Genomic DNA, 25,031 nt, shown 5'->3' on the forward strand with positions numbered 1-25,031 from the left:
GGCGAACCGCACCTCTCCCGGATTCGCCCATCGCGGGGCGGGACCGACCTCCGCGAACCACGTCGGACTGGTGGGTGGCCCCCCACCTTCCGACTCGGCCACTCGGACGTCGGTCCGCCCGACGCGATCTGCAAGGGCGAACCGGAGAACCTTCACTCGCCGTTCGTGCAGTGTCAACCTGCCGATGACCTGCGAGGACGCGGGAATCCGCAGGTCAGCCGGGGTCGTCCGGACACCAGAAGTTCACCGGAAATCTCACTGCGCGGCGTGTCGCGAACCGACACGCCCGGGGTGGTTCAGACCAGTGGAGCGGAGTCGCTCAAGGGACGACGACGACCCCGGTCGCCGTGGTAGCCACGAGCGGCTCGTCGAGCATGTCCGCGGCACCGGGTGCCTGGTCCGTCGCGGCACCGCGCGCCACCACCTGGACGGTGAAGTCCATGGTCCGCGAGCGGGTGCCGACGCGGGTGATCTCGCAGGTGATCTCCAGAACGTCGCCGGCGCGGACGGGCTGCTTGAACTGCACGTCGGAGTACGACGCGAACAGTCCCTCGTCGCCGTCGGTGAGGATGCACATCTCCGTGGCCACGTCGCCGAACAGGCCGAGGCTGTAGGCGCCGTCGACCAGGTTGCCGGCGTAGTGGGCGTGGGAGTACGGGACGTAGCGACGGTGCACGACGCGCCGGCCGACCTCTGCTCGTGACTGGGCGGGCATCAGGCGGCCTTCCTCTTGTCCGTGACGAGGCGGTGGACGATGTACGACGCGACCTCGCCGGGCGTCGTACCGCGGGTGAAGACCCGGTCGACGCCGAGCTCGCCGGCCATCGTCTCGTCGAAGCGCGGGCCGCCGACGACGAGCAGCGGGCGCTTGTCCTCGGGGTAGGACTCGCGGAACGCCGCCGACATCTCCCGGGTGTTGAGCAGGTGGGCGTCGCGTTGGGTGACGACCTGCGAGACGAGCACGGCGTCGGCCTTCTCCTCGCGGGCCCGCTCGACCAGCTGGGGCACCGAGACCTGGGCGCCGAGGTTCACGACCTTGAGCTCGCGGTAGTACTCCAGGCCCTTCTCCCCCGCGAACCCCTTGATGTTGAGGATCGCGTCGATGCCCACGGTGTGCGCGTCGGTGCCGATGCAGCCGCCGACGACGACCAGGCGGCGCCGCAGCGCGCTCTTGATCGCGCTGTTCGCCTCCTTGGGCGTGAGCAGCGGGTAGTCGCGCTCGACGACCTCGACGGTGCTGGGGTCGACCAGGTGGTTCACCCGGCCGTAGACGACGAAGAACGTGAAGCCCTCCCCCATCGGCTTGGCGTGCACGACCAGCGCCGGGTCCATGCCCATCTTGTTGGCCAGCTGGACGGCCGCACCCTCGGCGACCTTGGAGTGCTCGATGGGCAGCGTGAAGGACAGCTGCACCATGCCGTCGCCGGTGGTGTCGCCGTACGGCCGGATGGGTCCGCTCACTGCTCCTCCAGGATCTCGCTCGCGGGGTTGTAGTAGAGGCTCGACTTCTTGGCCACGCCGTCGAGGCCCCTGCCACCGGTGGGCGGGCGCTTCATCAGGCCGAACGTGCCGTCGGCGATCGCGGCCAGCAGCGGGGCGTCTCCCTCGCTGTCGGTGTCGTCCTTGATCTCCTGCAGCAGGTCGATGGCCTCGCCGAGCACCTCGCGGGCACGGTTCGCGATGAACCCGTCGGGTGCCGGGCGGAAGTCCTCGGTGAGGTTGCCGGCGGCGTTCATGACGTACCGGACGTTCTGCAGGGCCAGGTCGCGGTCGGAGAGCCACGGCGTCACGACGGCCTCGGTCATCATCCCGACGAGCAGGATGCCCTGGCCGGTGAGGGCTCCCACGAGGTTGAAGAAGCCGTCGAGGAGGTACCCGCGGAACACGTCGCCGGTCATGTGGCGGGTGGGCGGCATCCACTTCAGCGGGGCGTCCGGGAACAGCTCGCGCGCGAGCATCGCGTGGGCGAGCTCGAGACGGAACGAGTCCGGGATGTCGGGGTCGATCTCGAAGGCGTGGCCCAGGCCGAGCTGCCAGTCCTCGAGGCCGGCCTCCTTGGCGAAGTACTCGTTGAGGAGCTGGCTGACCGTCACGGTGTGCGCCGCCTCGACGGCGTCGGCGGTCGTGAGGTAGTTGTCCTCACCGGTGTTGATGATGATCCCGGCGCGGGCGTGCACCTGGCGGCTGAAGCGCTGGTCCACGAAGGTGCGGATCGGGTTGATGTCGCGGAAGAGGATCCCGTACATCGAGTCGTTCAGCATCATGTCGAGCCGCTGGAGCCCGGCCAGGGTGGCGATCTCCGGCATGCACAGGCCGGAGGCGTAGTTGGTGAGCCGGACGTACCGGCCGAGCTCCCTGCTCGTCTCGTCCAGCGCCGCCCGCATGAGGCGGAAGTTCTCCTGGGTCGCGTAGGTGCCGGCGAAGCCCTCACGGGTGGCGCCCTCGGGCACGAAGTCCAGCAGCGACTGCCCGGTCGAGCGGATCACCGCGATGATGTCGGCACCCTCACGCGCCGCCGCCTGGGCCTGGGGGATGTCCTCGTAGATGTCGCCGGTCGCCACGATCAGGTAGATCCACGGCTTGCGCGGGGCGTCGCCGATCTTCTTGATCATCCGCTCGCGCTCACGGCGGTTGGCGTCGATCGCCTTGATCCCCGCGCCCACCGCCTTCCTGGCGTCGCGGGCGGCCGCGGTGGCGTCCTTGCCGTCGGGCAGCTCGAACGTGACGGAGCCGGCACTGGCCTTCTGGGCCAGTGTCAGCAGGTCCTCGGCGTGTCCGCGGCGGAGCGCATGCCAGACCGGCAGGGCGACGCCGTGCTCCAGGCCGACGTCGGCACGGACCACGTCGAGCAGCCGGTTCACCCAAGGCGTGCCCTCGGCGTCGGCACCCGCGAGTCCGGCCATCCGGAGCGTGGCCCGCTCGACGGACACCGTCGTGTGCTGCTGGGCGAGCTTGACGATCGGGCGACCGACCTGGCGCGCCAGGGTGCGCGCGCGGCGTACGTCCGTCTTGGGCAGTCCCAGGTGGTTGCCGGCCATGCTCACAGTCTCCGCTCGAACAGGCTGCGCACGCCCGCGTCGGCGCGGAGGAGCTCGAGGGCGTACGCCGCGTGGCCGGGCGTGTAGCCGTTGCCGACCAGCATCGTCACGTCGGCGGCCAGGCCTTCGGCGCCGAGCGCGGCGGCCGGGAACGAGGTCGCCATCGAGAAGAAGATGACGGTGCCGCCCTCGGCGGTGGCCAGGATCGCGCCGCCCTCGCACCCGGGGACGTCGACGCAGACGACGGTCACGTCGGCCGGTCCCCCGGCACTCGCGACGGCGTCGCGCAGCGCGATCGGGTCGCGCGCGTCGGCGATCACGACCTCGTCGGCCACGCCCGCGTCGGCGAGCAGCTTGCGCTCCTCCTCGAACGGCACGACGCCGATGGTGCGCCTGGCGCCGGCGTGCTTGGCCGCCGCCAGGCTGAGCGAGCCGGACTTGCCGGCGCCGCCGATGACGGCGACGACGGGAGCGTCGTAGGTCCTGACGATGCGCTCGGTCAGCGCGGGGGCGCCACAGACATCCATCACGGCCAGGCTGAGTGCCGGGTCGAGGTCGTCGGGGATGACGGCCGCGATGGAGCGGCCGAAGAGGATGGCGTACCCGTCCGCGGGGACCTGCTCGCTCGTGCCGTCCCAGCGCTCGAGGCCGTCCTCGATCACGAGCGGGGTCAGCGTCAGGGAGACGAGGGTGGCGACGTGGTCGCCGGGCCGGAGGCCGAGGGGCGACTCGGGGCCGACCTCCTCGACGGTGCCGACGAGCATGCCGCCGGAGCCGGTCTCGGGGTTCTGCATCTTGCCGCGGGTGGCGACGATGTCCAGCACCTCGTGACGTACGGCGTCCCCGTCGGGCCCGTCCTTCGTCCGGTGCTTCTGCTCCAGCTGGCGGAAGCTCGCGGCGTCGAGGTTCAGCCGCTCGACGCGGATGCGGACCTCGTCGGACCACAGCTCCTTGCGGGTGTCGAGCCGCTGGGCGGCCTGGGGAAGGACGACCTGTTCGTCCAGGACCCGGTGCAACCCGGTCGGATCGCTGGTGCGCACGCGGAAGACTCCTCCGTTTAGCCGTTTCGACAGGACAAGTTCCGGTCAGCCTTTGGACAGACCGGAGATCGTCCACCTACAGTGGCACAGTGAGCATCGAGACGTCCATTGAGCGCGCGGCGGCCCAGTTCTCGGGTCAGCCGTACCCCTACAAGCGGGTGGATCTGGTCGAGCCGGACTGGACCCGGTTCCCCGGCTGGAAGGACGTCACGACCGAGGAGTGGGAGTCCGTGCAGTGGCAGCGGGCCCACTGCGTCAAGAACATCAAGCAGCTGCGCGAGCTGGTCGGCGACCTGCTCGACGACCGCTTCTACGAGGACCTCGAGCGCGACCAGAACGAGCGCGCGACGATGTCGATGCTGGTCCCACCGCAGATGATGAACACCATGGCTCCGTTCGTGGAGCCGGCCGGGCCGGGCTCGCTGACCGAGGCGTTCTACGCCGACCCCGTGCGCCGCTACATGATCCCGGTGCTGAGCGACCGTCGTACCGACTGGCCCTCGCACCCGCACGCCACCCGCGACTCGCTGCACGAGCACGACATGTGGGTGGCCGAGGGCCTGACGCACCGGTACCCGACGAAGGTGCTGGCCGAGCTGCTGCCGACCTGCCCGCAGTACTGCGGCCACTGTACCCGCATGGACCTGGTCGGCAACTCGACCCCGGTGATCGAGAAGCTGAAGTTCATCGGCAAGCCCAACGACCGGCTCGAGTCGATGATGGACTACCTGCGCCGCACGCCGCAGGTACGTGACGTGGTCGTGTCCGGCGGCGACGTGGCCAACATGCCGTGGCCGCGCCTCGAGGCCTGGCTGACCTCGCTGCTGGAGATCGAGAACATCCGCGACGTACGTCTGGCCACCAAGGCGCTGATGGGTCTCCCCCAGCACTGGCTGTCGGACGACGTCGTCGCCGGGATGGAGCGGGTGGCGACGATCGCGCGCTCCCGCGGCGTCTCGATCGCGATCCACACCCACGTGAACCACGCACAGTCGGTGACGCCGCTGGTGGCCAAGGCGGCCCGCACGATGCTGGACACCGGCATCCGCGACGTACGCAACCAGGGCGTCATCCTCAACGGCGTCAACGCCGACCCGCACGCCCTGCTCGACCTCTGCTTCGCCCTGCTCGATGGCGCGCAGATCATGCCGTACTACTTCTACATGTGCGACATGATCCCGTTCTCGGAGCACTGGCGGATCTCGGTCGCCGACGCGCAGAAGCTCCAGCACGCGATCATGGGCTACCTGCCCGGCTTCGCGACGCCGCGCATCGTCTGCGACGTCCCGTTCGTCGGCAAGCGCTGGGTCCACCAGCTCGCCGACTACGACACCGAGCGCGGCATCTCCTACTGGACCAAGAACTACCGCACCTCCATCGAGGCCACCGCCGACGACGCTCTGACGCGGACCTACGAGTACTACGACCCGATCCACACCCTCCCCCTCGCCGGCCAGGAGTGGTGGCAGCAGCACGGCAAGCTCGACGAGTCCTCCCTCAAGGCCGCCGAGGTGGCCGAGGCGAGTCGTCGGCTCGCAGCTCTTCAGGCCCACTGAGGCGCGGCCGCCCGGCAGCGATACCCGCTCGAGCGGGTATCCCTGACGTTCGGCGTCGTTGCAACAACGCCACACCGACGGGAACGACGCCACAGGTACGCCGATCTCCGCGTCATCCACAGGCGCGAGGACTCCGTGTTTCCGCGGTCTGATCGCGGGCATCTGCTCCGCCATGATGGAACAGGTCCCGCTCGACGGCGTCGTCTGGCTGCGCCGCGACGCTCTGGCGGAGGGGTACAGCGATCGCAAGATCGCCAAGCTGGTCCGCGCCGGAGAGTGGTACCGGGTTCGACGTGGCGCCTACACATCAGGCGACCTGTGGCGACGCCTCTCCCCTGAGGACCGACACCGGGTCCTGTGTCGTGCTGTGCTCCTCACCGCGCACCCGACCGCGGCTTTGACACACGTCTCCGGCGCGATCGAGTGGGGTGCGGAGACGTGGGGGTTCGACCTCGATGAGGTTCACCTGACTCGGACGGACGGGAAGTCTGGCAGGCGCGAAGACGGGGTCGCTCACCACCGAGGCAAGCTCACGGAAGGCGAAGTCGTCGTTCGGAACGGCGTTCGCGTCGCGGCCGCAGCACGCACCGTGGCAGAGACCTGCACCATTGCGGGGGTCGAACCGGCGCTCGCAGTCGCCAACAGCCTGCTGCACCGCCAGGAGGTGTCTCGCGCCGACCTGGAAGTCCAGACCGACCTCACGCGACACTGGCCCAGGTCACTGACGACCGAGCTGGTCAGACGCCTGGCCGACCAACGCATCGAGTCGGTGGCCGAGTCTCGTGCCCTCCACTTGTTCTGGCGTGAGCACCTCCCACGTCCTGAGCCGCAGGTGGCGGTTCATGACGAGTCCGGCCGCCTCGTCGGTCGCGTCGACTTCCTGTGGGCGACGCACGGGGTGTTCGCCGAGATCGACGGCAAGCTGAAGTACCTCACCATGCGACGCCAGGGTGAGACGCTCGATGAGTTCCTGCTGCGGGAGAAGCGGCGCGAAGAGCAGATCTGCGCCCTGACCGGCTGGGTGTGCATCCGGATCACGTGGGACGACCTCGCCCGGCCCCACATCCTGGCCCGGCGGATCAGTCGACTCTTGGCCGCCCGAGCCACCAGGCCGGCTTGATCGCCGACCTTGGCGTCGTTCCTTTCGCTTTGGCGTCGTTGCAACGACGCCACACGTCAGGGATACCCGCTCGAGCGGGTATCCCTGCACGACGCACGCCTACGACACCGGGCGGTTCTCGTACGGGGTGCTGAGGACGACGGTGGTGCGGGAGCGGACGTTGGCGGCGGCGCGGATGCGGGCGAGGAGGTCTTCGAGGGCACCGGGGGTGGCCACCCGTACCTTGAGGATGTAGGACTCGTCGCCGGCCACCGACCAGCAGGACTCGATCTCGTGCACCCCGCGCAGCCGGTCGGGGTAGTCGTCCGGCTCCGATGGGTCGATGGGCGTGATGGAGACGAACGCCGTGAGCGGGAGGCCCATCTGCTCGTGGTCGACCGTCGCGACGTACCCGCGGATCATGCCGCGCTGCTCGAGCCGCTTCACCCGCTGGTGCACGGCGGACGTGGAGAGGCCGGTCGCCTTGCCGAGATCGGTGAAGGACATGCGCCCGTCGGCCGCCAGCAGCGAGAGGATCTTTCGATCGGTCTTCTCCACGGCGAAAGACTAGTGCCCAGCCGTGACAGGATGCGCGGGTGAAAAATGACCAGCGGTTGATGGTCCTGGACACCGCCAGCCTGTACTTCCGGGCGTTCTTCGGCGTCCCGGAGATCAGCGCCGCCGATGGCACGCCCGTCAACGCGGTCCGCGGCCTGCTCGACTTCATCAGCCGCCTGGTCGGCCAGTACCGGCCCACCCACCTCGTCTGCGCCTGGGACAACGACTGGCGCCCGCAGTGGCGCGTCGACCTCGTCCCGTCGTACAAGGGCCATCGGGTCGAGTACGTCGTCAAGGACGAGGCGCACCCGTACGTCGAGGAGGTACCCGACCCGCTCGAGGTCCAGGTCCCCATCATCGAGGGAGTGCTCGCGGCGTTCGGCATCTGCAAGCTCGGCAAGGACGGCTACGAGGCCGACGACGTCATCGGCTCCCTCGCCGCGCAGGCCGACATGCCGGTCGACGTGGTCACCGGCGACCGCGACCTCTTCCAGGTCGTCGACGACAAGCGGGGCGTGCGCGTCCTCTACGTCGCCCGCGGCGTGGGCAACCACGAGCGCGTCACCGACCACGTCGTCGTCGAGAAGTACGCCGTCCTGCCCAGCCAGTACGCCGACTTCGCCACCATGCGCGGGGACGCCAGCGACGGCCTCCCCGGCGTGCCGGGCGTCGGGGAGAAGACCGCGTCGGCGCTGCTGCTGAAGTACGGCGACCTGCGCGGCATCATCGCCGCCGCCGAGGACCCCGACTCCGACATGGCGCCCAGCCCCCGCAAGAAGATCGTCGCCGCCGAGGACTACCTCAAGGTCGCGCCCCAGGTCGTCGAGGTGGCCACCGACATCAAGCTCGGCCGGTACGACGCGGTGCTGCCCAGCGCCCCGGCCCACCCGCAGGTCCTGGCGCAGCTGGCGGAGAGGCTGAACCTCGAGGGCCCGGTCAACCGCCTGGTGGGCGTGTTGGCGGGCTGAGGGAGCTCGACGGCGAACCTCCGTCCTCGGTCGGGCGTCCTACCGAGTAGGAGGCCTGCCATGTCCCGACGCCACGTTCTCGCCCTGCTCCTGCCCGCCGTTCTCCTCGGATCGGCGCTCAGCGCCCCACCGGCGACCGCCACGGTCAACCCCGGCAGCATCGCCGGCCGGGTGACCACCCTGGTGGATGCCCCGCTGCGCGGAATCCGGGTGGAGGTGGTCTTCAACCGCGGCTTCGGGGACGAGGTGGTGGGCCAGGACCTCACCGACTCGCGGGGCCGGTACCGCGTCGACGACCTCCAGGAGAACGACTTCTACAAGGTGCGCTTCGTCGACCCGGACGGCGCCTACGCCTCGGAGTACTACGACGACGCCCTCGGCACCACCGACGGGGACTGGGTGCCCGTGACGCGGTACGAGGTCACCCGTGGCGCGAACGCGGTGCTGGAGCCGGCCTCCTCGATCTCGGGTCGGCTCACCGATGCGGCCGGCAAGCCCCTGCCGGGGGTCCAGGTGCTGCTCTACGTGTCCCCGGGGCTGAACGGGTACATCCTGGCCCGCGAGGGCGGCAGCACCGACGCCGACGGCCGCTACACGATCGACCGCCTGCCCGCGGCGACGTACCACCTGGAGTTCAGCAGCCACTCGACCGTCGCGCTCGAGTGCTGGCTCGACCAGCCCAGCCTGTTCACCTCCACTCCCCTGCCCATCGGTGTCGGCCAGCAGGTGACGGGGCTCGACGTCGTCGTCGGCGCCCCCGACCCCCCTGTCGTCCTCCCGCCGGCTCCCGTGGTCAACCGGGTCGCGCCGAGCGTCGAGGGCACCCCCCGCGTGGGACGGCGGCTGACCGCGCACGCCGGCCGGTGGACGCCGGTCTCGGTGGCGCTCACGTTCCAGTGGTACGCCGATGGCCGGCCCATCGCCGGGGCGACGCACCGGCGGCTCCGGCTGACCGAGCACCAGCGAGGCAAGCACCTCCTCGTCCTGGTCACCGCCCGGGCACCCGGGTACAGCGACACCGAGGCGGTGTCGGCACGGACGGACCGCGTGCGTCGCTAGCTCACTCCACCGCGGAGTAGGCCACCACGCCCCGGCGCAGCGCCCGTACGACGTCGCGCGCGGCGTCGCGGACCGGACCGGCACCCGCGGCGTCGGCGACCTGGCCCGCGAGGTCGATGACCTGCTTGACCCAGCGCACGAAGTCGCCGGCCGCGAGGTCGGTGGCACCGAGGACGTCATCGAGGTCGTCGCCCTCGGCCCAGCGGTAGGTCGCCCACGCGAACCCGAGGTCCGGCAGTCGGGTGAAGTCGAGCCGGTGCTGGCGCTCCAGCGCCTGCACGCGGCCGGCGATGCGCACCAGCTCCTCGATGACCGGGCGGGTCGGACCGCCGGGCACCCGCGGCGCGTCGTCGTCGGGTCGCCGGGCCTCGAAGACGAGGACGGACAGGGCGGCCGCGACCCCGGCGGTCGACAGGCCGTCGAAGACGTCGGCGCGCAGCGCCTCGGCGGTGACCAGGTCCATGTCGGAGTAGAGCCGCATCAGCCGCTGGCCGCGCTCGGTGACGGTCTCGCCGTCGAGGTAGTCCAGGTCGGTGAGCACCTCGCACACCCGGTCGAACTGCCGGGCGACCGTGTTGGTGCGCTCCTCGACCCGCCGGCGCAGGGTCCGCGCCTCGCGGTCCAGCTTGAACCACCGCTCCGCCCACCGCGCGTGGTCCTCGCGGTCCGGGCAGCCGTGGCAGGGGTGGCTCTTCAGCTCCTTGCGAAGCCGGTCGACCTCACCGTTCGTCGACGAGTCGACGCCGCCCGAGCCGGCCGACGCACGCCGCCCCGGGGGCGGGGGCGCGAGGTCGTGCGTCCGCGACCGCAGGGCCGAGGCCAGGTCCCGGCGCATCTGCGGGTTCCGGCTGCTGAAGTTGCGTGGCACCTTCAGCCGGGTGAGCGCGACGACCGGCGTCGGGAAGTCGGTGATGCTCAGCCGGCGGGCCTGGCGCTCGGCGGTCAGCACCAGCGGGCGCGGACCCTCCCCCGACGTACCGGGGTCGATCACCACGGCGTACCCGGCGAACTTGCCGGTGGGTACCTCGATCACATCACCGGGTCGCAGCGCCTCCAGCGACGTGACGGCCTCCTCGCGCCGGTCGGCGCGCCGGGCCTTGGCGGCGCCCTTCTCCAGCTCGGAGATGCGCTGTCGCATCCGGGCGTACTCCATGAAGTCGCCGCGGTCGCAGACCGCCGCCTGGGCGTACCCGTCCAGCGCCTCCTCGGCCTTGCGCAGCTGACGAGCGAGCCCGACGACCGCCTTGTCGGCCTGGAACTGGGCGAACGACAGCTCCAGCAGCTCCCGGGCGCGCTCGCGGCCGAACTGGTGCACCAGGTTGACCGCCATGTTGTACGACGGCGCGAAGCTCGATCGGAGCGGGTAGGTGCGGGTGGACGCGAGGCCGGCCAGCTCACGCGGGTTCATGCCGGGCTGCCAGAGCACGACGCCGTGCCCCTCGACGTCGAGGCCGCGACGGCCGGCGCGTCCGGTCAGCTGGGTGTACTCCCCCGGCGTGATGTCGGCGTGCGTCTCGCCGTTCCACTTGTCCAGCTTCTCGATCACCACGGTCCGCGCGGGCATGTTGATGCCCAGCGCGAGCGTCTCGGTGGCGAACACGGCCTTCACCAGCCCGCGGGTGAACAGCTCCTCCACGACCTCCTTGAACGCCGGGAGCATGCCCGCGTGGTGCGCGGCGATGCCACGGGTCAGCGCCTCGAGGAAGTCGTGGTACCCGAGCACGTGCCGGTCCTCCGACGGCAGGTGCTCGGTCGCCTCCTCGACGTACTCGCGGATCTCGTCGCGCTCGTCCGGGGTGGTCAGCCGCAGGTTGGCCTGGACGCACTGCTGCACCGCCGCGTCGCAGCCGACCCGGCTGAAGACGAAGACGATCGCGGGCAGCAGGCCGTCGCGGTCCAGCCGGTCCACCACGTCGACGCGGCTGGGGATCCAGATCCGGCGGCCGTTGCCGACCTGGCGTCGTTGGCCGGGCTTGCCGCGCCCGCCGCGGCGGTCCTTCGGTGTCCGCCGGTCGCGGATCCGCGAGCTCGCCCAGTCGTCGCGAGCGAGCTTGACCAGCTCGTCGTTGACGGGTGCGCCCTCCTTCACGAACCCGGCCGCCGCGTCGATGTCGGAGGACGCGAACAGGTCGAGCATGCGTTTGCCCACCATCACGTGCTGGTACAGCGGGACCGGACGCCGCTCCTCCACGATCGTCGCGGTGTCCCCGCGCACCGTCTGCAGCCACTCGCCGAACTCCTCGGCGTTCGACACCGTCGCCGACAGCGACACCAGCGACACCGACTCCGGCAGGTGGATGATCACCTCCTCCCACACCGCCCCGCGGGCGCGGTCGGCGAGGTAGTGCACCTCGTCCATCACCACGAACCCGAGGCCCAGGAGGGTGCGCGAGCCGGCGTACAGCATGTTCCGCAGCACCTCGGTGGTCATCACGACCACCGGCGCCTCGCCGTTCACGACGTTGTCACCGGTCAGCAGCCCGACCTTGTCCGGGCCGTAGCGGTCGACCAGGTCGTGGAACTTCTGGTTCGAGAGCGCCTTGATCGGCGTGGTGTAGAAGCACTTCCGCCCCGTCGCCAGCGCCAGGTGCACGGCGAACTCGCCCACCAGCGTCTTGCCCGAACCCGTCGGCGCGGCCACCAGCACGCCGTGGCCGTCCTCGATCCGCCGGCAGGCCTCGACCTGGAAGCCGTCGAGCGCGAACGGGTACGCCGCGGCGAAGTCGCGCAGCACCGGGCGCTTCTTGTCGGAGGCGTACGACGCGTACTTCTCCGCCGGGGAGAGACCAGTCATGCCAGGACCGTCAGCGCCCCGGGGACGCAGTCCACCGTTACCGGCAGGGCGCCGAACCGCTCGCCGTCGGCGTACGCCACGATCCCCGGTGCGGCGACGGTCACCGACCGCACGCGGTGGTGCTCGTACTGCGGGTGCGTCACGTGAGTGCCCTTGAACAGCTTGGGATAGGTGCGGATCAGGCCCGCCTTCGACATCGGCTTGATGATCACCACGTCCAGCATGCCGTCGTCGAGCAAGGCGCCCTCGGTGATCCGCAGCCCGCCGCCGAACGACGGCCCGTTGCCGATCGCCACCAGCATCGCCTCGAGGCGCCTCTGCTCACCGTCGAGGTCCAGCGTGTAGGACAGCGGCCTGAAGGTCCGCAGCTCGGCCAGGGTGGCGATGTTGTAGCGCATCTGGCCCCTGGGCCAGGTCATCCGGTTCGCGCGCTCGTTGACGACCGCGTCGAACCCGGCGGCCATCACCGTCACGAAGTACCGCCCGCCGGAGCGCGCCAGGTCGACGGTCCGCGTCCTCCCGGCGAGCACGAGGTCGGCGGCGGCGTCGACGTCCGTGCGCGGCAGGTCGAAGTACCGCGCGACGTCGTTGCCGGTGCCGGCCGGGATGATCCCGAGCGCCGTGCCGGTGCCGGCGACCGCCTGCACGCCGAGGTGCACCATGCCGTCACCACCGCAGACCACCAGGGCGTCCACCCCGTCGGCCACGCACTGTCCCGCCAGGTCCAGCGCCTCGTCCGCGTCCCGGCCGGCGAGGTTGCGCACGACCAGGCCTCCGGCCCGCAGGCGCGCCAGCGCGGCGTCCCGCACCCGCCCGCCCTTGCCCCTGCCCGACGTGGGGTTGGTGAGCAGGGCGATCTCACGCACGCCCCGACACTATCCAGACGACTAGCCGCCGAGGCGCAGCAGCACCGAGAACGACTCGGGCGACCCGCCGACCGCCTTGGCCAGTCGCGCCAGCGTCTCCATCACCAGCTCGGCCGAGAACGACGTGCCGGGCACGGCCAGGGTCAGCCGGTCGTCGCAGGTCAGCAGCAGGACCTGTCCGTGCCGCCAGCGCTGGTGGGTCTGGTGCCGGCGGTCGTCGTCGGCGACCGGCTTGGGGTAGGCCTCGTCGACCGCCAGCAGGTCGCAGGGCAGCGCCTCATGGCCGGGCGCCGACAGCGATCCGGCGACGAGGTGGGTGTCGTGGACGCCGCCGTCGGGCGACCAGGTCACCTCGCTCTGCCCCAGCCACTCCGGCAGGTCGAACGGGTCGACTTCACGGGTCATCAGATCGGGGACGCCTCGTCGTCGCTCCACTGGTCGGTGCTGTTCTGCCCACGTCCGCGGGACCGGTCCACCAGCCGCGCGACGATCTCGGCGATGATGAACAGGATCAGCAGCGGGATGGCCAGCATCAGCATCGAGAACGGGTCGGTCGACGGCGTCGCCACGGCCGCGAACACGAACGTGCCGATCACGATCCACGGCCGATAGCGACCCAGCGCCTTGCCGGAGACGATGCCGGCGAGGTTCAGCAGGATCACGAAGAAGGGGATCTCCATCGCGACGCCGAAGATCAGCAGCATCCGGGTGACGAAGGAGAAGTAGGCGCCGAAGTCCACGAGGTTCTGCACGTCGTCGGGGACGAACGCGATCAGCACCGACAAGCCTTTGGGCAGGATGTAGTAGCCCAGCGCGACGCCGGCGAAGAAGAGCGGTCCGGCGATGGCCGCGACCACCCGCGACCACTTCTTCTCGTGGGCGTGCAGCCCCGGGACGATGAACGCCCAGATCTGGTAGAGCCAGTAGGGCGCGGACACGACGATCGCCGCCACCCCGCACAGCTTGAGCTGGAGCATCAGGCCGGCGCTGATGCCGTTGGCCACCAGCTCGGAGTTCTCCCCCTGGAGCGTGCTCACGGCGTCGCGGTAGGGCGCGGCGACGACGTTCAGCAGCTGGTCGTAGAAGAACAGGGCCGCGATGAACGCGGCCACCAGCACCAGGGCGGAGCGGAACAGCCGGGCCCGGACCTCCCTCAGGTGGTCGGTGAGGGCCATCCGGCCGTCGGGGCCGACGGCGTACTTCGGCTTGCCCCGGAAGAGGTCGAAGACCCAGCCGGCGCTGGACAAGGCGGGCTACCTCCCTGCGGGGTGCAGGTCAGGCCGGGTCGTCGCGGTGCTCGGCCGCGCGTCGCTCGGCGGCCCGTCGCTCCGTCTCGGCGTCCAGGGTGGGTGGGTTCGCCTGGATCTCGCGCTGCTCCGGGGAACGCTGGGGCTTCACGTCCTCGTCGTCGTCGTCCATGAGGCCCTTGGTCTCGGCCTTGAAGATCCGCAGGGCACGGCCGCTCCCGCGGGCCAGCTCCGGCAGCTTGGACGCGCCGAAGAGCAGGACCAGGACGGCCAGGATGAGAGCGATCTCGCCGGGGCCGAGGCCCGCGATCTGGGGCAGCATCACAGGCAGGTTCATGGAGTTCCTCACGTTGGTGTGGTTCGCAGCCGAGTCTACGCCGGTTTGGTCAGGCGCCGGACCGGTACAGGTCCAGAGTTCGCCGCGCCGTCGCCCGGAAGTCCGCGTCGAGCTCCGGAGGTGCGACCACCCGAGCGTACGGGGCGAGCCTCATCAGCAGCCGGCGCAGCCACCGTTCGTCGGCCACCAGCATGTCCACCTCGAGGGCACCGTCGGGCAGCGGGCGCACCGCCTCGACCTGGTAGTACTCGACCACCCAGCGTGCTTGCGGCTGGATGGCCAGGGTCACGAGGGTCGTCTCCTGGGAGCGCTCGAACAGCCCGTCGGACAGGTCCCGCGGCGGCTCGGGTGCGGTCTCGACGGGCGAGTCGAGCACGTCGGCCTCGTGGATCCGGTCCAGGCGGAACAACCGGGGCGCCTCGGCGCTGTGGCACCAGGCGTCGAGGTACGCCACGCCGCCGGACGTGACCACGCCCCTCGGGTCGACGACCCGCTCGGACTCCTCGTCGCGGGCCGGGACGTAGTAGGTGAGCCGGACCTGCCGGCCGCGATCGACCGCGCCCTCGAGCGAGGCACGCAGCCGGGCCAGGGCGGTGTCGTCGTCGTCACCCGGCTCCACGAGCGGGGTGCTGCCGATCTGCGCCGCCGCGGCGGCCTCGAGCTTGGACAGGGCCCGGTCCACGATCTCGCGGGTCTCCTCGCCCGCGCTCCCCCGCATGGCGCGCAGCGCGACGATGATGGCCGACGCCTCGGTCGGGCTCAGCCGCAGCGGGCGGGCCAGGTAGTCGGCGTTCGAGACGCGGATGACGCCCTCGAGCCGCAGACCGCCCTCGGGGTTGTCGGGGTCCTCCAGGGCCTCCAGGTCGACGTCGATCAGGTCGTCCGGGAAGCCGCCCGGGAGCCCGCACATGAACAGCACGGCCAGGTCCTTGACCACCTGCTCGGGGGTGCTGCCGACCGCCGCAGCGGTCTGGTCGAGCCGCACCTGCGGGTGCGAGTGCAGGTACGGCACGAGGGTGAGCAGGCGGGCCACCTGGTCCTTGGCGCCGCTGGCAGCGGTCTTCGGGGAGCTCTTCACGGGCGCGCCTCCACCGTGGCCTCCAGCCGGGCCACGATCTCCTCGCGCAGCTCGGGCGGGGACTCCACGACCACGTCCGGTCCGAGGGCCAGCAGCTCCTCGGCCAGCCGGTCGCGCCGGATCACGACACGGTCCCAGGGGCTCTCGCTGTCGGGGCCCGTGACGTCGGTCTCGACAGCCGCGGCCGCCCGGCGCAGCGTCGCGCCGGCACCCTTGCGGACCAGCAGCGTCGCCTCCACGACCGAGGGCGGCGGAGCGAGACGGCGGGTGGTCTCGCGCAGGTCAATGCCGTCCGGGATGGCGTAGGACGCCGTCGTACCGGTCCGGCGGGCGTCCCCCACCACGCGGGAGAGGCGGAAGACCCGCTCCTCGCCGCGGTCGGTGTCGAGGCCCACGACGTACCAGCGGCCGGCGTGCCGGACCACACCCCAGGGCTGCAGGTGGCGGCGCAGCGGCTCCTGGTACCCGGGGCGCCGGTAGTCGAACTCGACGGCCTGGCGTGCCTGGGTGGCGTCCCAGAAGACGTCGAACGCGGGCTCGTCCGCGGTCAGCCGCGGCTCCACGAGGTCGAGGGCCGAGACGTCGACCTCGACCCCGGCCGCGGTCAGCTTGCGGACGGCGTCGGTCGTCGCCTCGGCGAGCCGCGCGTGCTCCCACACCCGCGTCGCCAGGCCGACGACGGCCGCCTCGTCGGCCGCCAGCCGGATGTCGGGGAGCGCGAACTCGTCCGGCGAGATCCGGTAGCCCGGCTCGTCGTCGAAGAGGGGGTCGATGCTGCCCACCTCGATCGGGACGCCGAGGCTGCGCAGCTCCTCCTTGTCGCGCTCGAACATCTTCTCGAAGGCGTCGCGGCTGGAGTCGGGGTACAGGATCGCGCGGATCCGCTCCTTCGGGACGTAGTGGCGCTGGACCAGCAGCATGATGAGCAGGTTGAGCAGGCGCTCGCTCTTCCGGCTCGTCGCCGCCTGCGGGTCCCCCGCCGTCGTTCCCGTCACTGGTCCACCCTGCTGCAGAGGTCAGCCCGCGGCCAGGATGTCGACGACAAAGTACAGCGTGTCGGTGCCCTTGATGCCGGCGTCCTTGTTGCCCTTGTCGCCGTAGCCGAGGTCCGGCGGGATGGCGAGCAGCACCCGGCTGCCGACCGCACGCCCGACGAGGGCCTGGTCCCAGCCCTTCACCACGGCCCCCACGCCGATCTGGAAGGACGCGGGCGTCTTGGAGAAGCTCTCGTCGAACGGCGCCGTGCCGCCGTACACCTCACCCAGGTAGTCGACGACGATGGTCTGGCCCTTCTTCACGGTGGCGCCGTCGCCCTGCACCAGCGGCGCGATCCGCAGCCGCTTGGAGGGCTCCGGCGTGCCGCTGAAGTCGAAGCCGGTCGGCACGTCGTCCTTCGTGACGATCTCGGGCGTCCAGTCCGGGGCGTCCTTGTCGGTGCCGTGCGGGCCGTCGAGCACGTCGCTGACCAGGTCGATCACGATGATCACGCTGTCCGCGTTGCCGATGCCCAGCGTCGGGTTGCCGCCCTCGCCGAACGCGTCCTTCGCGGGCGCGGCCACGGCGACGCGCGAGCCGACCGTCTGCCCCTCGATGGCGTCGCGGAAGACCTTGCCGACCTGGTCGTTGATCGTGATCAGCTCGGGCTTCTTCTCCTCGTAGGTGTCCAGCGCCTTCTGCTGGCTGAACCCGTTGCCGATCCAGAGGTGGGCGAGCACCTCGTCGTCCGCGCCCAGCTCCGGCCCGTCACCGGTGATGAGCGTCTTGGTCTCCACCTTCGACACCTCGACCCTGCCGTCGAAGGTGACCTTCGGCGAGCTCCCGATGTCGCCCTCGATCGTCACGGTGTCCAGCCCGCCGCCGGAGGCGGCATCGGCTCCCGTGTCGTCGCCGCACGCGGCGAGCCCCATCGTGAGCAGGGACAGCAGCAACGGGGCGGCCAGCACGCGGGTGAGCGCCAGTCGTCGGAAACGCAACACAGGGGTACCTCAGGGTTCGGGGTCTCGGCGAAGTGCCCGGTCACCCTATCCGGGGGCCGGACACGGGTCGCCTTCCGCCTCACATCCCGTCGATGAGGCGCTGCACGCGCTCGTCGTACGCGCGGAACGGGTCCTTGCAGAGCACCGTGCGCTGGGCCTGGTCGTTGAGCTTGAGGTGCACCCAGTCGACGGTGAAGTCGCGACGGCGCTCCTGGGCCTTGCGGATGAACTCGCCCCGCAGGCGCGCGCGCGTGGTCTGCGGCGGCACCGACTTGGCCTGGAAGATCTTCAGGTCGGAGGTGACGCGCGCGACCGCGCCGCGCTTCTCCAGCAGGTAGTAGAGGCCGCGGCCGCGGTGGATGTCGTGGTAGGCCAGGTCGAGCTGGGCGATCCGCGGGTGGCCGAGCGGCAGGCCGTGCTTGGCGCGGTAGCGCTCGATCAGCTTCCACTTGATGACCCAGTCGATCTCGCGGTCCACGAGGCCGAGGTCGTCGGACTCCACGGCCTTGAGGCCGCGCTCCCAGAGGTCCAGGGCCTGCTCGATGATCGGCGTGGAGATCTCGCGGCGGTCGACGAACTGCCGCGCCTTGCCGAGGTACTCCTGCTGGATGTCGAGGGCGCTGGCCTCGCGGCCGTTGGCCAGCCGGACCGTCCGCCGTCCGGTCATGTCGTGGGAGATCTCGCGGATCGCGCGGATGGGGTTCTCGAGCGTGAGGTCGCGCATCACCACGCCCTCCTCGATCATCCGCAGCACCAGGTCGCAGGAGGCCACCTTGAGCATCGTGGTGGTCTCGCTCATGTTGGAGTCGCCGACGATGACGTGCAGGCGGCGGTACTTCTCGGCGTCGGCGTGCGGCTCGTCGCGGGTGTTGATGATCGGCCGGCTCCGGGTGGTCGCGCTGGAGACGCCCTCCCAGATGTGCTCGGCGCGCTGCGACACGGCGTACGACGCCCCGCGCGGGGTCTGGGTGACCTTGCCGGCCCCGACGATGATCTGGCGGGTCACCAGGAACGGGATGAGCACGTCGGCCAGCCGGCTGAACTCGCCCGAGCGGCTGACCAGGTAGTTCTCGTGGCAGCCGTAGGAGTTGCCGGCCGAGTCGGTGTTGTTCTTGAAGAGGTAGATCTCCCCGGCGATGCCCTCGTCGTGGAGGCGCTGCTCGGCGTCGAGGAGCAGCCCCTCGAGCACCCGCTCCCCCGCCTTGTCGTGGGTGACCAGCTCGGCGATGTCGTCGCACTCGGGCGTGGCGTACTCGGGGTGGCTGCCCACGTCGAGGTACAGGCGGGCGCCGTTGCGCAGGAAGACGTTGCTGCTGCGGCCCCAGCTGACGACCTTCCGGAAGAGGTACCGGGCGACCTCGTCGGGGCTCAGGCGGCGCTGGCCCTTGAACGTGCACGTGACGCCGTACTCGTTCTCGATGCCGAAGATCCGCCGGTCCACGAGGTCAGCCTACGGCGCCGGTGCACGTCAGTGGTCCACACCGGTCCGGCGGTGTTGCGGGAACTGTCTCCTGCCCGTCCGGACAGGCGCAGCATGGAACGATGAGCGTCGCCAGCCCGCTGAGCGTCGAGCCGCCGTGGGTCGTCCACGAGCTCGCCGCGCAGTGGTTCCTGCCCGCGACGACCGTGGCCGAGCGGCTGGCGGACCTGCACCGGGTCGTGGACGGCTGGGTGACCGCGGGGACGTTCGTGCTGGCGCCGCCGCTGTACCTCGGCTCCCCTGACCACCCCGTCTTCCGCGCGCTGTCGGAGCACGTCCGCGCACGGCACCCCGACGACCGGCCCGCCGCCTTCTGCTACTGGGACGACGTGGGCAACCGGGCCAAGCTCGAGGCGCTGCTCCGGCTGCCGTCGTACACGCTCGACACCTTTCCCGTCCGCGGCCGGGTGGACCTGCTCACCGAGCTGCAGCGGCGCTGGCGCTTCCCGTCGTCCGAGCGCGGGCACGAGGAGGCACGGCTGCAGCACTGGCTGGGCAGCTACGGGCCGGACGTGGCGGGCGTGCGGCGCGGGTACGTCGTCGCGCCGCTCGGCCCGGTGTCGGCGGTGTCCGCCTGGCTGGAGTCCGGGCCGGGGCGGCTGGAGCCGTTCGGGTACGCCCTCTCCTTCGCGCCGTCCGGGGGGCGGTACGTGGGGTCGCGCGTGCCCCTCGACGCCCGCTCGACCGTCGACCTGGTGGGTCTGGCCACGCGGTCGCTCGGCCGGGTCGCCGCCGGCGACCTGGTGGCCGTCGCGCTGGCGGCCTCGTGCGTGGACACGCCGGCCCTGGACCGGCTGATGCGGCACGTGTACACGCTGCGCCGGCGGGTGCCCGCCCGCTGCGTGCACGGCCTCCTGGTCTCCGACGGCGTCACCGTCGCGCTGTCGGGCGCCCTCCTCGACCAGGGCTTCGACCACGTCTCCCTGTCCGACCTCGGGTACCGCGACCACCTCGCCCAGCACCCCGACGTGTCCCGGTGCCTGGAGGAGTCGGAGGGCTGGGTACCGCACCCGACGTCGCTCGCCGTCGACCTGGCGGTGTGAGTGGGGCGCGATACCCGCTCGACCGGGTATCCCTGACGTTCGGCGTCGTTGCAACGACGCCAAAGCGGCAGGAACGACGCCGAGGTTCAGCCCGGCGGCGCGATGGGGGCGTCGTCGTCGCCCGAGCCCGTCGAGGTGGGCGGGGGCGAGGGCGGGCCCTCGGCACCGCTCGCCGCGTGCGCCGGCACCGACGACTCGACCTCCGGCTCCGGGTTCGGCTCGCTGGGGCCACGGTCGCCGAGCAGCTGAGTCAGGCGCGCCGGAAGGATCCGTAGGAACTTGCGCGGCTGCGAGCGGGTCCGGTCGAGCACCGCGACCTCGAGGTCCTCGGCCGGGATCACCCGATCGCCCTCCTCGGTGTGGCCGAGGGCCGACACCGCGAGGCGGATGGCGTCGTCGAGGGACTCACCGGGGGCGTAGCGCTCCTCCAGGTACGCCGCCACGACGTCCGCCGCGCCGCCCATCACGGCGTAGTTGTGGACGTCGGCGACCTGGCCGTCGTACGTCAGCCGGTAGATCTGGTCGTCCTCGGGGGCATCACCGATCTCGGCGACGAACAGCTCCACCTCGTAGGGCTTCTCGCCGCCGCTGGAGAAGATCGTGCCGAGCGTCTGGGCGTAGGCGTTGGCCAGGCCGCGGCCGGTGACGTCGCGGCGGTCGTAGGAGTAGCCGCGCATGTCGGCCAGGCGTACGCCGGCGATCCGGAGGTTCTCGAACTCGTTGTACCGTCCCACCGCAGCGAAGGCGATCCGGTCGTAGATCTCGGACACCTTGTGCAGGGCCTGGGACGGGTTCTCGGAGACGAACAGCACGCCGTCGGCGTACTGGACGGCCACCACGGACCGGCCGCGGGCGATGCCCTTGCGGGCGTAGTCGGCCCGGTCCTTCATCAGCTGCTCGGGCGAGACGTAGAACGGCATGCTCATGAGAGGCCCGCCTGGGGTCCGTCGGGACGCTGCATCCGGCCGCTGATGACCCGGTCGGCCACGTCGGCCACGTCGGCGTCGGGCAGCCGCCGGCCGCCGTCGGCGGTGATCACGTGGACGACGGGGAAGATGCGCCGGGTCAGGTCGGGCCCGCCGGTCGCCGAGTCGTCGTCCGCGGCGTCGTACAGGGCCTGGACGACGGCCACCACGCAGTCGCCGTCGGAGAGGTCGTCGCGGTAGAGCTTCTTCAGCGAGCCCCGCGCGAACACCGAGCCGGACCCGACGGAGTGGAAGGCACTCTCCTCGTACCGACCGCCGGTCACGTCGTAGGAGAAGATCCGGCCGCCGCCGGTCGCGTGGTCGAAGCCCGCGAACAGCGGGACGACGGCGAGGCCCTGCATCGCCATCCCGAGGTTCGAGCGGATCAGTGCCGCCAGCCGGTTGGCCTTGCCGGCCATGGAGAGCGTGGTGCCCTCGATCTTCTCGTAGTGCTCGAGCTCGGTCTGGAACAGCCGCACCATCTCCACCGCGATGCCGGCGGATCCGGCGATGCCGACGGCGGAGAACTCGTCGGCCGGAAAGACCTTCTCGATGTCGCGCTGCGCGATGACGTTGCCCATCGTCGCGCGCCGGTCACCGGCCATCACCACGCCGCCGGGGAACGTCGCCGCCACGATCGTGGTGCCGTGCGGAGCCAGGTCGACGGCCTGCCCGGCCGGCAGCGAGCGGCGCGACGGGAGCAGGTCGGGCGCCTGGCCGGCCAGGAAGTCGGAGAAGGAGGACGTGCCGGGCACCATGTACGACGCCGGGATGCGCGCGCTGGACCCGAACGGATCGCTCGCGGACAAGCTCACTGGCCGCCCTTCTGGATGAACGACTTCACGAAGTCCTCGGCGTTGGACTCCAGCACCTCGTCGATCTCGTCGAGGATCGCGTCGACGTCGTCGTCGAGGGCTTCCTTGCGCTCGGCGACGTCGCTCTCGGGGGCCACCTCGTCCTGGGTGACCTCCTCACTGCTCTTCTTCGGCTGCTTCTGCTCCTGGGCCATGGCTCGACCCTAGCGCCGCACCCTGGGCCGACAGCGACAGATTCGCCACACGCGAACACGCGCGCCTCGTGGTGGTCCAGCCGGGCGAGCCCCTGGGCGAGCCCGTGTCGAGACCGCGTGAGTCTCGCCGGGTCTCGACACGGTCGGCCGTGGCCGGCCTCCCGGCTCGACCACCAACCAGGTCAGCCGTGGGTGAGCTCGTTGAAGAGCTGGGAGGCGGTCTCGCAGCGGTCGATCAGCTCGCCGACGTGCGCCTTCGAACCGCGCAACGGGTCGATGGTCGGGACGCGCTGGAGGGACTCGCGGCCGGGGAGGTCGAAGATGACCGAGTCCCATGACGCGGCGGCGACCGAGTCGGCGTACTTCTCCAGGCACCGGCCGCGGAAGTAGGCGCGGGTGTCCTCGGGGGGCTCGTGCATGGCCCGCTCGACCTCGGAGTCCTCCAGCAGTCGCTCGATCCGGCCCATGCCGACGAGCCGTTGGTAGAGGCCCTTCTCGGGGCGGATGTCGGAGTACTGGTAGTCGATCAGCTGGAGCTTGGCGTTGCTCCACTCGAGGCCGTCGCGCGAGCGGTACTGCTCCAGCAGCGACAGCTTCGCGACCCAGTCGAGCTCCTTCGCGCACAGCATCGGGTCGCGCTCCAGGCGACCGAGCACTGACTCCCAGCGGGTGAGCACGTCCTTGGTCTGCGCGTCGGCGTCGTCGCCGTACCGGTCCTCGACATACTTGCGGGCGAGGTCCAGGAACTCCAGCTGCAGCTCGACCGGGGTCAGCTTGCGGCCGTCCTCGAGGGTCAGCAGGTGCTTGAGCGAGGTGTCGTGCGAGACCGCGCGCAGCGACGCGACGGGCGAGTCGACGCCGAGGTCGCGGGTGATGAACTTGTCCTCGATCATCGCCAGCACCAGCGCGGTGGTGCCGACCTTGAGGTACGTCGACACCTCGGCCAGGTTGGCGTCGCCGATGATCACGTGCAGACGGCGGTACTTCTCCGGGTCCGCGTGCGGCTCGTCGCGGGTGTTGATGATCGGCCGCTTGAGCGTCGTCTCCAGCCCGACCTCGACCTCGAAGTAGTCGGCGCGCTGGCTGATCTGGTAGCCGTGCTCGCGGCCGTCCTGGCCGATGCCGACACGGCCGGCGCCGCACACGACCTGCCGCGACACGAAGAACGGCGTCAGGTGCCGCACGATGTCGCCGAACGGCGTCGAGCGCCGCATCAGGTAGTTCTCGTGGGCGCCGTACGACGCCCCCTTGTTGTCGGTGTTGTTCTTGTAGAGGTGGATCGGCTGCGTGCCCGGGACCAGCGCCGCCATCCGCGACGCGTCGAGCATCACCTGCTCGCCGGCCTTGTCCCACAGCACGATGTCGCGCGGGGTGGTGACCTCGGGCGTGGAGTACTCCGGGTGGGCGTGGTCGACGTACAGCCGCGCGCCGTTGGTGAGGATCACGTTGGCCAGGCCCATGTCCTCGTCGGTGAGCTGGCTGGGGTCGGCGACCTGGCGCGACATGTCGAACCCGCGGGCGTCGCGCAGCGGCGACTCCTCCTCGAAGTCCCAGCGCGCGCGGCGCGCCTTCGCGGTCGCGGACGCGTAGGCGTTGACCACCTGCGAGGAGGCCACCATGTGGTTGGCCATGGGCTGGCCTTGCACGGTCACGCCGTACTCGACCTCCGTGCCCATCACCCGCCGTACGCTCACCCGTAGAGCCTACGACGCTCGTCCATTTCCCCCCGATCGGAAGGCTGATTGATGGATTCGGTCATCGACCCGGTGCAGGCCCAGGTCGACGCCTACAACGCGCGCGACATCGATGCCTTCGTCGCGTCGTACGCCCCGGAGGTGGTCATCACCGACGCGTCCGGGCGGGCGATCATGCAGGGCAGCGAGAGCATCCGTGAGGAGTACGGCGCCCTGTTCGACGCCTCCCCCGACCTCACCGCCGAGATCCTCGGTCGCCTCGCCTCCGGAGAGTGGATCGTCGACCACGAGCGGGTCTCGCGCGGCGGCGAGGTCCGCGAGGTGCTGGTCGCCTACCACGTCGTCGACGGGCTCATCACCCGCGTCGCGATGCTGGCCTGAGGGCTCCCGACGCGACAAACCGGGCCGGCGGCGATGGCGCCGCCGACCCGATCCGGCGGCTACTTCTTCGGCTGGAGCAGCGCCTTGAGGATCACAGGACCTGTCGCGCTGCCGCTACGAACCCGCAGGGTGTAGTCCTGACCCTGCGTCAGGCCCTTCGTGCTGAGGTTGTACATGTACATGCCCCCGGACGTGCGCATCTGGGTACCGCTGTCGGCATTGCTGACGCTATCCACGACGATATTCGGGCTGTCGTCGATGGCATCGTCGGTGACATTTCCTTGCACGATCGTCAGGTACAGGGACACCGTCGTGACGGCGGCACCGGAGCAGGAGCTCGAGAGCAGGACCTTGACCGGGACGACGTTGCCGTACTTGGCGATGTTGCGCTCGTTGTCACGGATGGGATCCTTGAAGCCGACCTGGTAGATGTCCGTAGTGCTCCCGGAACTAGCGGACTTGCTGCCGCTCGCACCGTCGTCATCGATCACGGTGGCCGTGACTGTGTAGGTGAAGCATCCGCGCGGCAAATTCACCTGTGCCGTCATCGTGCGTCCAGTCACCGTCGCAGGGCCAGGGTATGCCGAACTGCTTCCGTAGGTGGCAGCGAAACCGCTCCCCCCGAACGAGTCTGCTCCTGGGTCAACGAACGCCGCGGTCAGAGTCGCGTTGCCAGTCACGGGGTCAATGCCCGACATCGTCACCGAGCTCACCGTCGGCGCCACGTTGCTGACCGTGACGGTCTGGGTGGCGGTGATGCTGGCCGCGTCATCGGAGTCCTTGACCTGCACCGACACCGTCGAGGAGGCGGGTCCGTCGGGGAACGAACACACGAAGTTCCCA

At 70.7% G+C, this 25,031-nt stretch carries 25 protein-coding genes; 6 read left to right on the plus strand and 19 right to left on the minus strand.

Annotation, left to right across the window (positions count from 1 at the left end; genetic code table 11):
* Positions 1–319: 319 nt before the first annotated feature.
* The 4 genes from kal to kdd are packed head-to-tail and all read right to left on the minus strand — an operon-like array spanning position 320 to position 4,078.
* Positions 320–715, minus strand: a complete 396-nt coding sequence (gene kal, locus ISU07_RS18760; RefSeq protein WP_194708359.1) for a 3-aminobutyryl-CoA ammonia lyase — start codon at positions 713–715, stop codon at positions 320–322.
* Positions 715–1,461 carry a lysine 5,6-aminomutase subunit beta gene (gene kamE, locus ISU07_RS18765; RefSeq protein WP_194708360.1) on the minus strand — a complete coding sequence of 249 codons (747 nt, stop codon included), beginning with the start codon at positions 1,459–1,461 and terminating at the stop codon, positions 715–717. The genes kal and kamE overlap by 1 nt, the downstream gene beginning before the upstream one ends.
* Entirely contained in the window at positions 1,458–3,038 is a 1,581-nt protein-coding gene (kamD, locus tag ISU07_RS18770; protein WP_194708361.1) for a lysine 5,6-aminomutase subunit alpha, read from the minus strand. The genes kamE and kamD overlap by 4 nt, the downstream gene beginning before the upstream one ends.
* A 2-nt stretch (positions 3,039–3,040) precedes the next feature.
* Positions 3,041–4,078 (minus strand): L-erythro-3,5-diaminohexanoate dehydrogenase, encoded by a 1,038-nt coding sequence (gene kdd / locus ISU07_RS18775; RefSeq protein ID WP_194708362.1) that lies wholly within the window; start codon positions 4,076–4,078, stop codon positions 3,041–3,043.
* 89 nt (positions 4,079–4,167) lie between these two features.
* Between kdd and ISU07_RS18780 the strand changes: the two genes are divergently transcribed.
* Entirely contained in the window at positions 4,168–5,634 is a 1,467-nt protein-coding gene (locus tag ISU07_RS18780; RefSeq protein ID WP_194708363.1) for a KamA family radical SAM protein, read from the plus strand.
* A 175-nt stretch (positions 5,635–5,809) separates the two neighbouring features.
* On the plus strand, positions 5,810–6,754 hold the full coding sequence (locus tag ISU07_RS18785) for a type IV toxin-antitoxin system AbiEi family antitoxin domain-containing protein (RefSeq protein WP_194708364.1): 945 nt from the start codon (positions 5,810–5,812) through the stop codon (positions 6,752–6,754).
* Between the two features lie 99 nt (positions 6,755–6,853).
* Here ISU07_RS18785 and ISU07_RS24915 read toward each other — a convergent pair whose 3' ends face one another.
* Positions 6,854–7,291, minus strand: coding sequence for an Lrp/AsnC family transcriptional regulator (locus ISU07_RS24915; protein WP_194708365.1), 438 nt, complete (start codon positions 7,289–7,291; stop codon positions 6,854–6,856).
* Between the two features lie 38 nt (positions 7,292–7,329).
* Here ISU07_RS24915 and ISU07_RS18795 point away from each other — a divergent pair, with 38 nt between their 5' ends.
* Together ISU07_RS18795 and ISU07_RS18800 are read left to right on the plus strand one after the other, a co-directional pair.
* A complete protein-coding gene (locus tag ISU07_RS18795) occupies positions 7,330–8,259 on the plus strand; it encodes a 5'-3' exonuclease (protein WP_323742706.1) in 930 nt (309 codons plus the stop codon).
* Between the two features lie 60 nt (positions 8,260–8,319).
* Positions 8,320–9,318, plus strand: a complete 999-nt coding sequence (locus ISU07_RS18800) for a carboxypeptidase regulatory-like domain-containing protein (RefSeq protein WP_194708366.1) — start codon at positions 8,320–8,322, stop codon at positions 9,316–9,318.
* Position 9,319: 1 nt separating this feature from the next.
* Here ISU07_RS18800 and ISU07_RS18805 read toward each other — a convergent pair whose 3' ends face one another.
* From ISU07_RS18805 to pafA, 9 genes are all read right to left on the minus strand, one after another.
* The gene (locus tag ISU07_RS18805) at positions 9,320–12,112 is read right to left on the minus strand and encodes a DEAD/DEAH box helicase (RefSeq protein WP_194708367.1); all 2,793 of its coding nucleotides are present in this window, start codon (positions 12,110–12,112) and stop codon (positions 9,320–9,322) included.
* A complete protein-coding gene (locus tag ISU07_RS18810; protein WP_194708368.1) occupies positions 12,109–12,978 on the minus strand; it encodes a diacylglycerol kinase in 870 nt (289 codons plus the stop codon). Before ISU07_RS18810 ends, ISU07_RS18805 begins: the two co-directional genes overlap by 4 nt.
* 21 nt (positions 12,979–12,999) lie before the next feature.
* Entirely contained in the window at positions 13,000–13,383 is a 384-nt protein-coding gene (locus ISU07_RS18815) for a hypothetical protein (protein ID WP_194708369.1), read from the minus strand.
* On the minus strand, positions 13,383–14,225 hold the full coding sequence (tatC, locus tag ISU07_RS18820) for a twin-arginine translocase subunit TatC (protein ID WP_228522171.1): 843 nt from the start codon (positions 14,223–14,225) through the stop codon (positions 13,383–13,385). The genes ISU07_RS18815 and tatC overlap by 1 nt, the downstream gene beginning before the upstream one ends.
* A gap of 28 nt (positions 14,226–14,253) precedes the next feature.
* Entirely contained in the window at positions 14,254–14,562 is a 309-nt protein-coding gene (gene tatA / locus ISU07_RS18825) for a twin-arginine translocase TatA/TatE family subunit (protein ID WP_228522172.1), read from the minus strand.
* Between the two features lie 49 nt (positions 14,563–14,611).
* Positions 14,612–15,640, minus strand: coding sequence for a helix-turn-helix transcriptional regulator (locus tag ISU07_RS24920; protein WP_194708370.1), 1,029 nt, complete (start codon positions 15,638–15,640; stop codon positions 14,612–14,614).
* Entirely contained in the window at positions 15,637–16,635 is a 999-nt protein-coding gene (locus tag ISU07_RS18835; protein WP_323742707.1) for a helix-turn-helix transcriptional regulator, read from the minus strand. Before ISU07_RS18835 ends, ISU07_RS24920 begins: the two co-directional genes overlap by 4 nt.
* A 21-nt stretch (positions 16,636–16,656) precedes the next feature.
* Positions 16,657–17,613: an FKBP-type peptidyl-prolyl cis-trans isomerase gene (locus tag ISU07_RS18840; RefSeq protein WP_194708371.1), complete on the minus strand. Its 957-nt coding sequence runs from the start codon at positions 17,611–17,613 to the stop codon at positions 16,657–16,659.
* 82 nt (positions 17,614–17,695) lie between these two features.
* The gene (gene pafA / locus ISU07_RS18845; protein ID WP_194708372.1) at positions 17,696–19,057 is read right to left on the minus strand and encodes a Pup--protein ligase; all 1,362 of its coding nucleotides are present in this window, start codon (positions 19,055–19,057) and stop codon (positions 17,696–17,698) included.
* 101 nt (positions 19,058–19,158) lie between these two features.
* Here pafA and ISU07_RS18850 point away from each other — a divergent pair, with 101 nt between their 5' ends.
* Positions 19,159–20,139 carry a hypothetical protein gene (locus ISU07_RS18850; protein WP_194708373.1) on the plus strand — a complete coding sequence of 327 codons (981 nt, stop codon included), beginning with the start codon at positions 19,159–19,161 and terminating at the stop codon, positions 20,137–20,139.
* 86 nt (positions 20,140–20,225) lie between these two features.
* Here the strand turns inward: ISU07_RS18850 and prcA are convergent, their stop codons facing one another.
* The 4 genes from prcA to dop form a co-directional block, all read right to left on the minus strand.
* A complete protein-coding gene (gene prcA, locus ISU07_RS18855) occupies positions 20,226–21,065 on the minus strand; it encodes a proteasome subunit alpha (protein WP_194708374.1) in 840 nt (279 codons plus the stop codon).
* Entirely contained in the window at positions 21,062–21,862 is an 801-nt protein-coding gene (gene prcB, locus ISU07_RS18860) for a proteasome subunit beta (protein ID WP_194708393.1), read from the minus strand. Before prcB ends, prcA begins: the two co-directional genes overlap by 4 nt.
* A gap of 53 nt (positions 21,863–21,915) precedes the next feature.
* Positions 21,916–22,113, minus strand: coding sequence for a ubiquitin-like protein Pup (locus ISU07_RS18865; protein WP_194708375.1), 198 nt, complete (start codon positions 22,111–22,113; stop codon positions 21,916–21,918).
* Positions 22,114–22,295: 182 nt separating this feature from the next.
* Positions 22,296–23,807, minus strand: a complete 1,512-nt coding sequence (dop, locus tag ISU07_RS18870; RefSeq protein ID WP_194708376.1) for a depupylase/deamidase Dop — start codon at positions 23,805–23,807, stop codon at positions 22,296–22,298.
* Positions 23,808–23,858: 51 nt separating this feature from the next.
* Here dop and ISU07_RS18875 point away from each other — a divergent pair, with 51 nt between their 5' ends.
* On the plus strand, positions 23,859–24,188 hold the full coding sequence (locus ISU07_RS18875) for a nuclear transport factor 2 family protein (protein ID WP_194708377.1): 330 nt from the start codon (positions 23,859–23,861) through the stop codon (positions 24,186–24,188).
* Between the two features lie 59 nt (positions 24,189–24,247).
* On the opposite strand, the gene ISU07_RS18880 is transcribed toward ISU07_RS18875, so the two are convergent.
* On the minus strand, positions 24,248–25,031 hold a 784-nt coding region (locus ISU07_RS18880), incomplete at its 5' end, for a hypothetical protein (RefSeq protein WP_194708378.1).

This window comes from Nocardioides islandensis (assembly GCF_015352455.1).
GTDB classification, from domain to species: Bacteria; Actinomycetota; Actinomycetes; order Propionibacteriales; family Nocardioidaceae; genus Nocardioides; species Nocardioides islandensis.

What these genes read in the sequence shown, in the direction of transcription:
- ISU07_RS18865 (WP_194708375.1), bottom strand. Translation starts at nt 22,113, where the DNA reads ATGGCCCAGGAGCAGAAGCAGCCGAAGAAGAGCAGTGAGGAGGTCACC.
- tatA (WP_228522172.1), bottom strand. Translation starts at nt 14,562, where the DNA reads ATGAACCTGCCTGTGATGCTGCCCCAGATCGCGGGCCTCGGCCCCGGC.
- prcB (WP_194708393.1), bottom strand. Translation starts at nt 21,862, where the DNA reads ATGGTGCCCGGCACGTCCTCCTTCTCCGACTTCCTGGCCGGCCAGGCG.
- ISU07_RS18800 (WP_194708366.1), top strand. Translation starts at nt 8,320, where the DNA reads ATGTCCCGACGCCACGTTCTCGCCCTGCTCCTGCCCGCCGTTCTCCTC.
- ISU07_RS18815 (WP_194708369.1), bottom strand. Translation starts at nt 13,383, where the DNA reads ATGACCCGTGAAGTCGACCCGTTCGACCTGCCGGAGTGGCTGGGGCAG.
- ISU07_RS18875 (WP_194708377.1), top strand. Translation starts at nt 23,859, where the DNA reads ATGGATTCGGTCATCGACCCGGTGCAGGCCCAGGTCGACGCCTACAAC.
- prcA (WP_194708374.1), bottom strand. Translation starts at nt 21,065, where the DNA reads ATGAGCATGCCGTTCTACGTCTCGCCCGAGCAGCTGATGAAGGACCGG.
- ISU07_RS18785 (WP_194708364.1), top strand. Translation starts at nt 5,810, where the DNA reads ATGGAACAGGTCCCGCTCGACGGCGTCGTCTGGCTGCGCCGCGACGCT.
- kal (WP_194708359.1), bottom strand. Translation starts at nt 715, where the DNA reads ATGCCCGCCCAGTCACGAGCAGAGGTCGGCCGGCGCGTCGTGCACCGT.
- ISU07_RS18805 (WP_194708367.1), bottom strand. Translation starts at nt 12,112, where the DNA reads ATGACTGGTCTCTCCCCGGCGGAGAAGTACGCGTCGTACGCCTCCGAC.
- kamD (WP_194708361.1), bottom strand. Translation starts at nt 3,038, where the DNA reads ATGGCCGGCAACCACCTGGGACTGCCCAAGACGGACGTACGCCGCGCG.
- ISU07_RS18850 (WP_194708373.1), top strand. Translation starts at nt 19,159, where the DNA reads ATGAGCGTCGCCAGCCCGCTGAGCGTCGAGCCGCCGTGGGTCGTCCAC.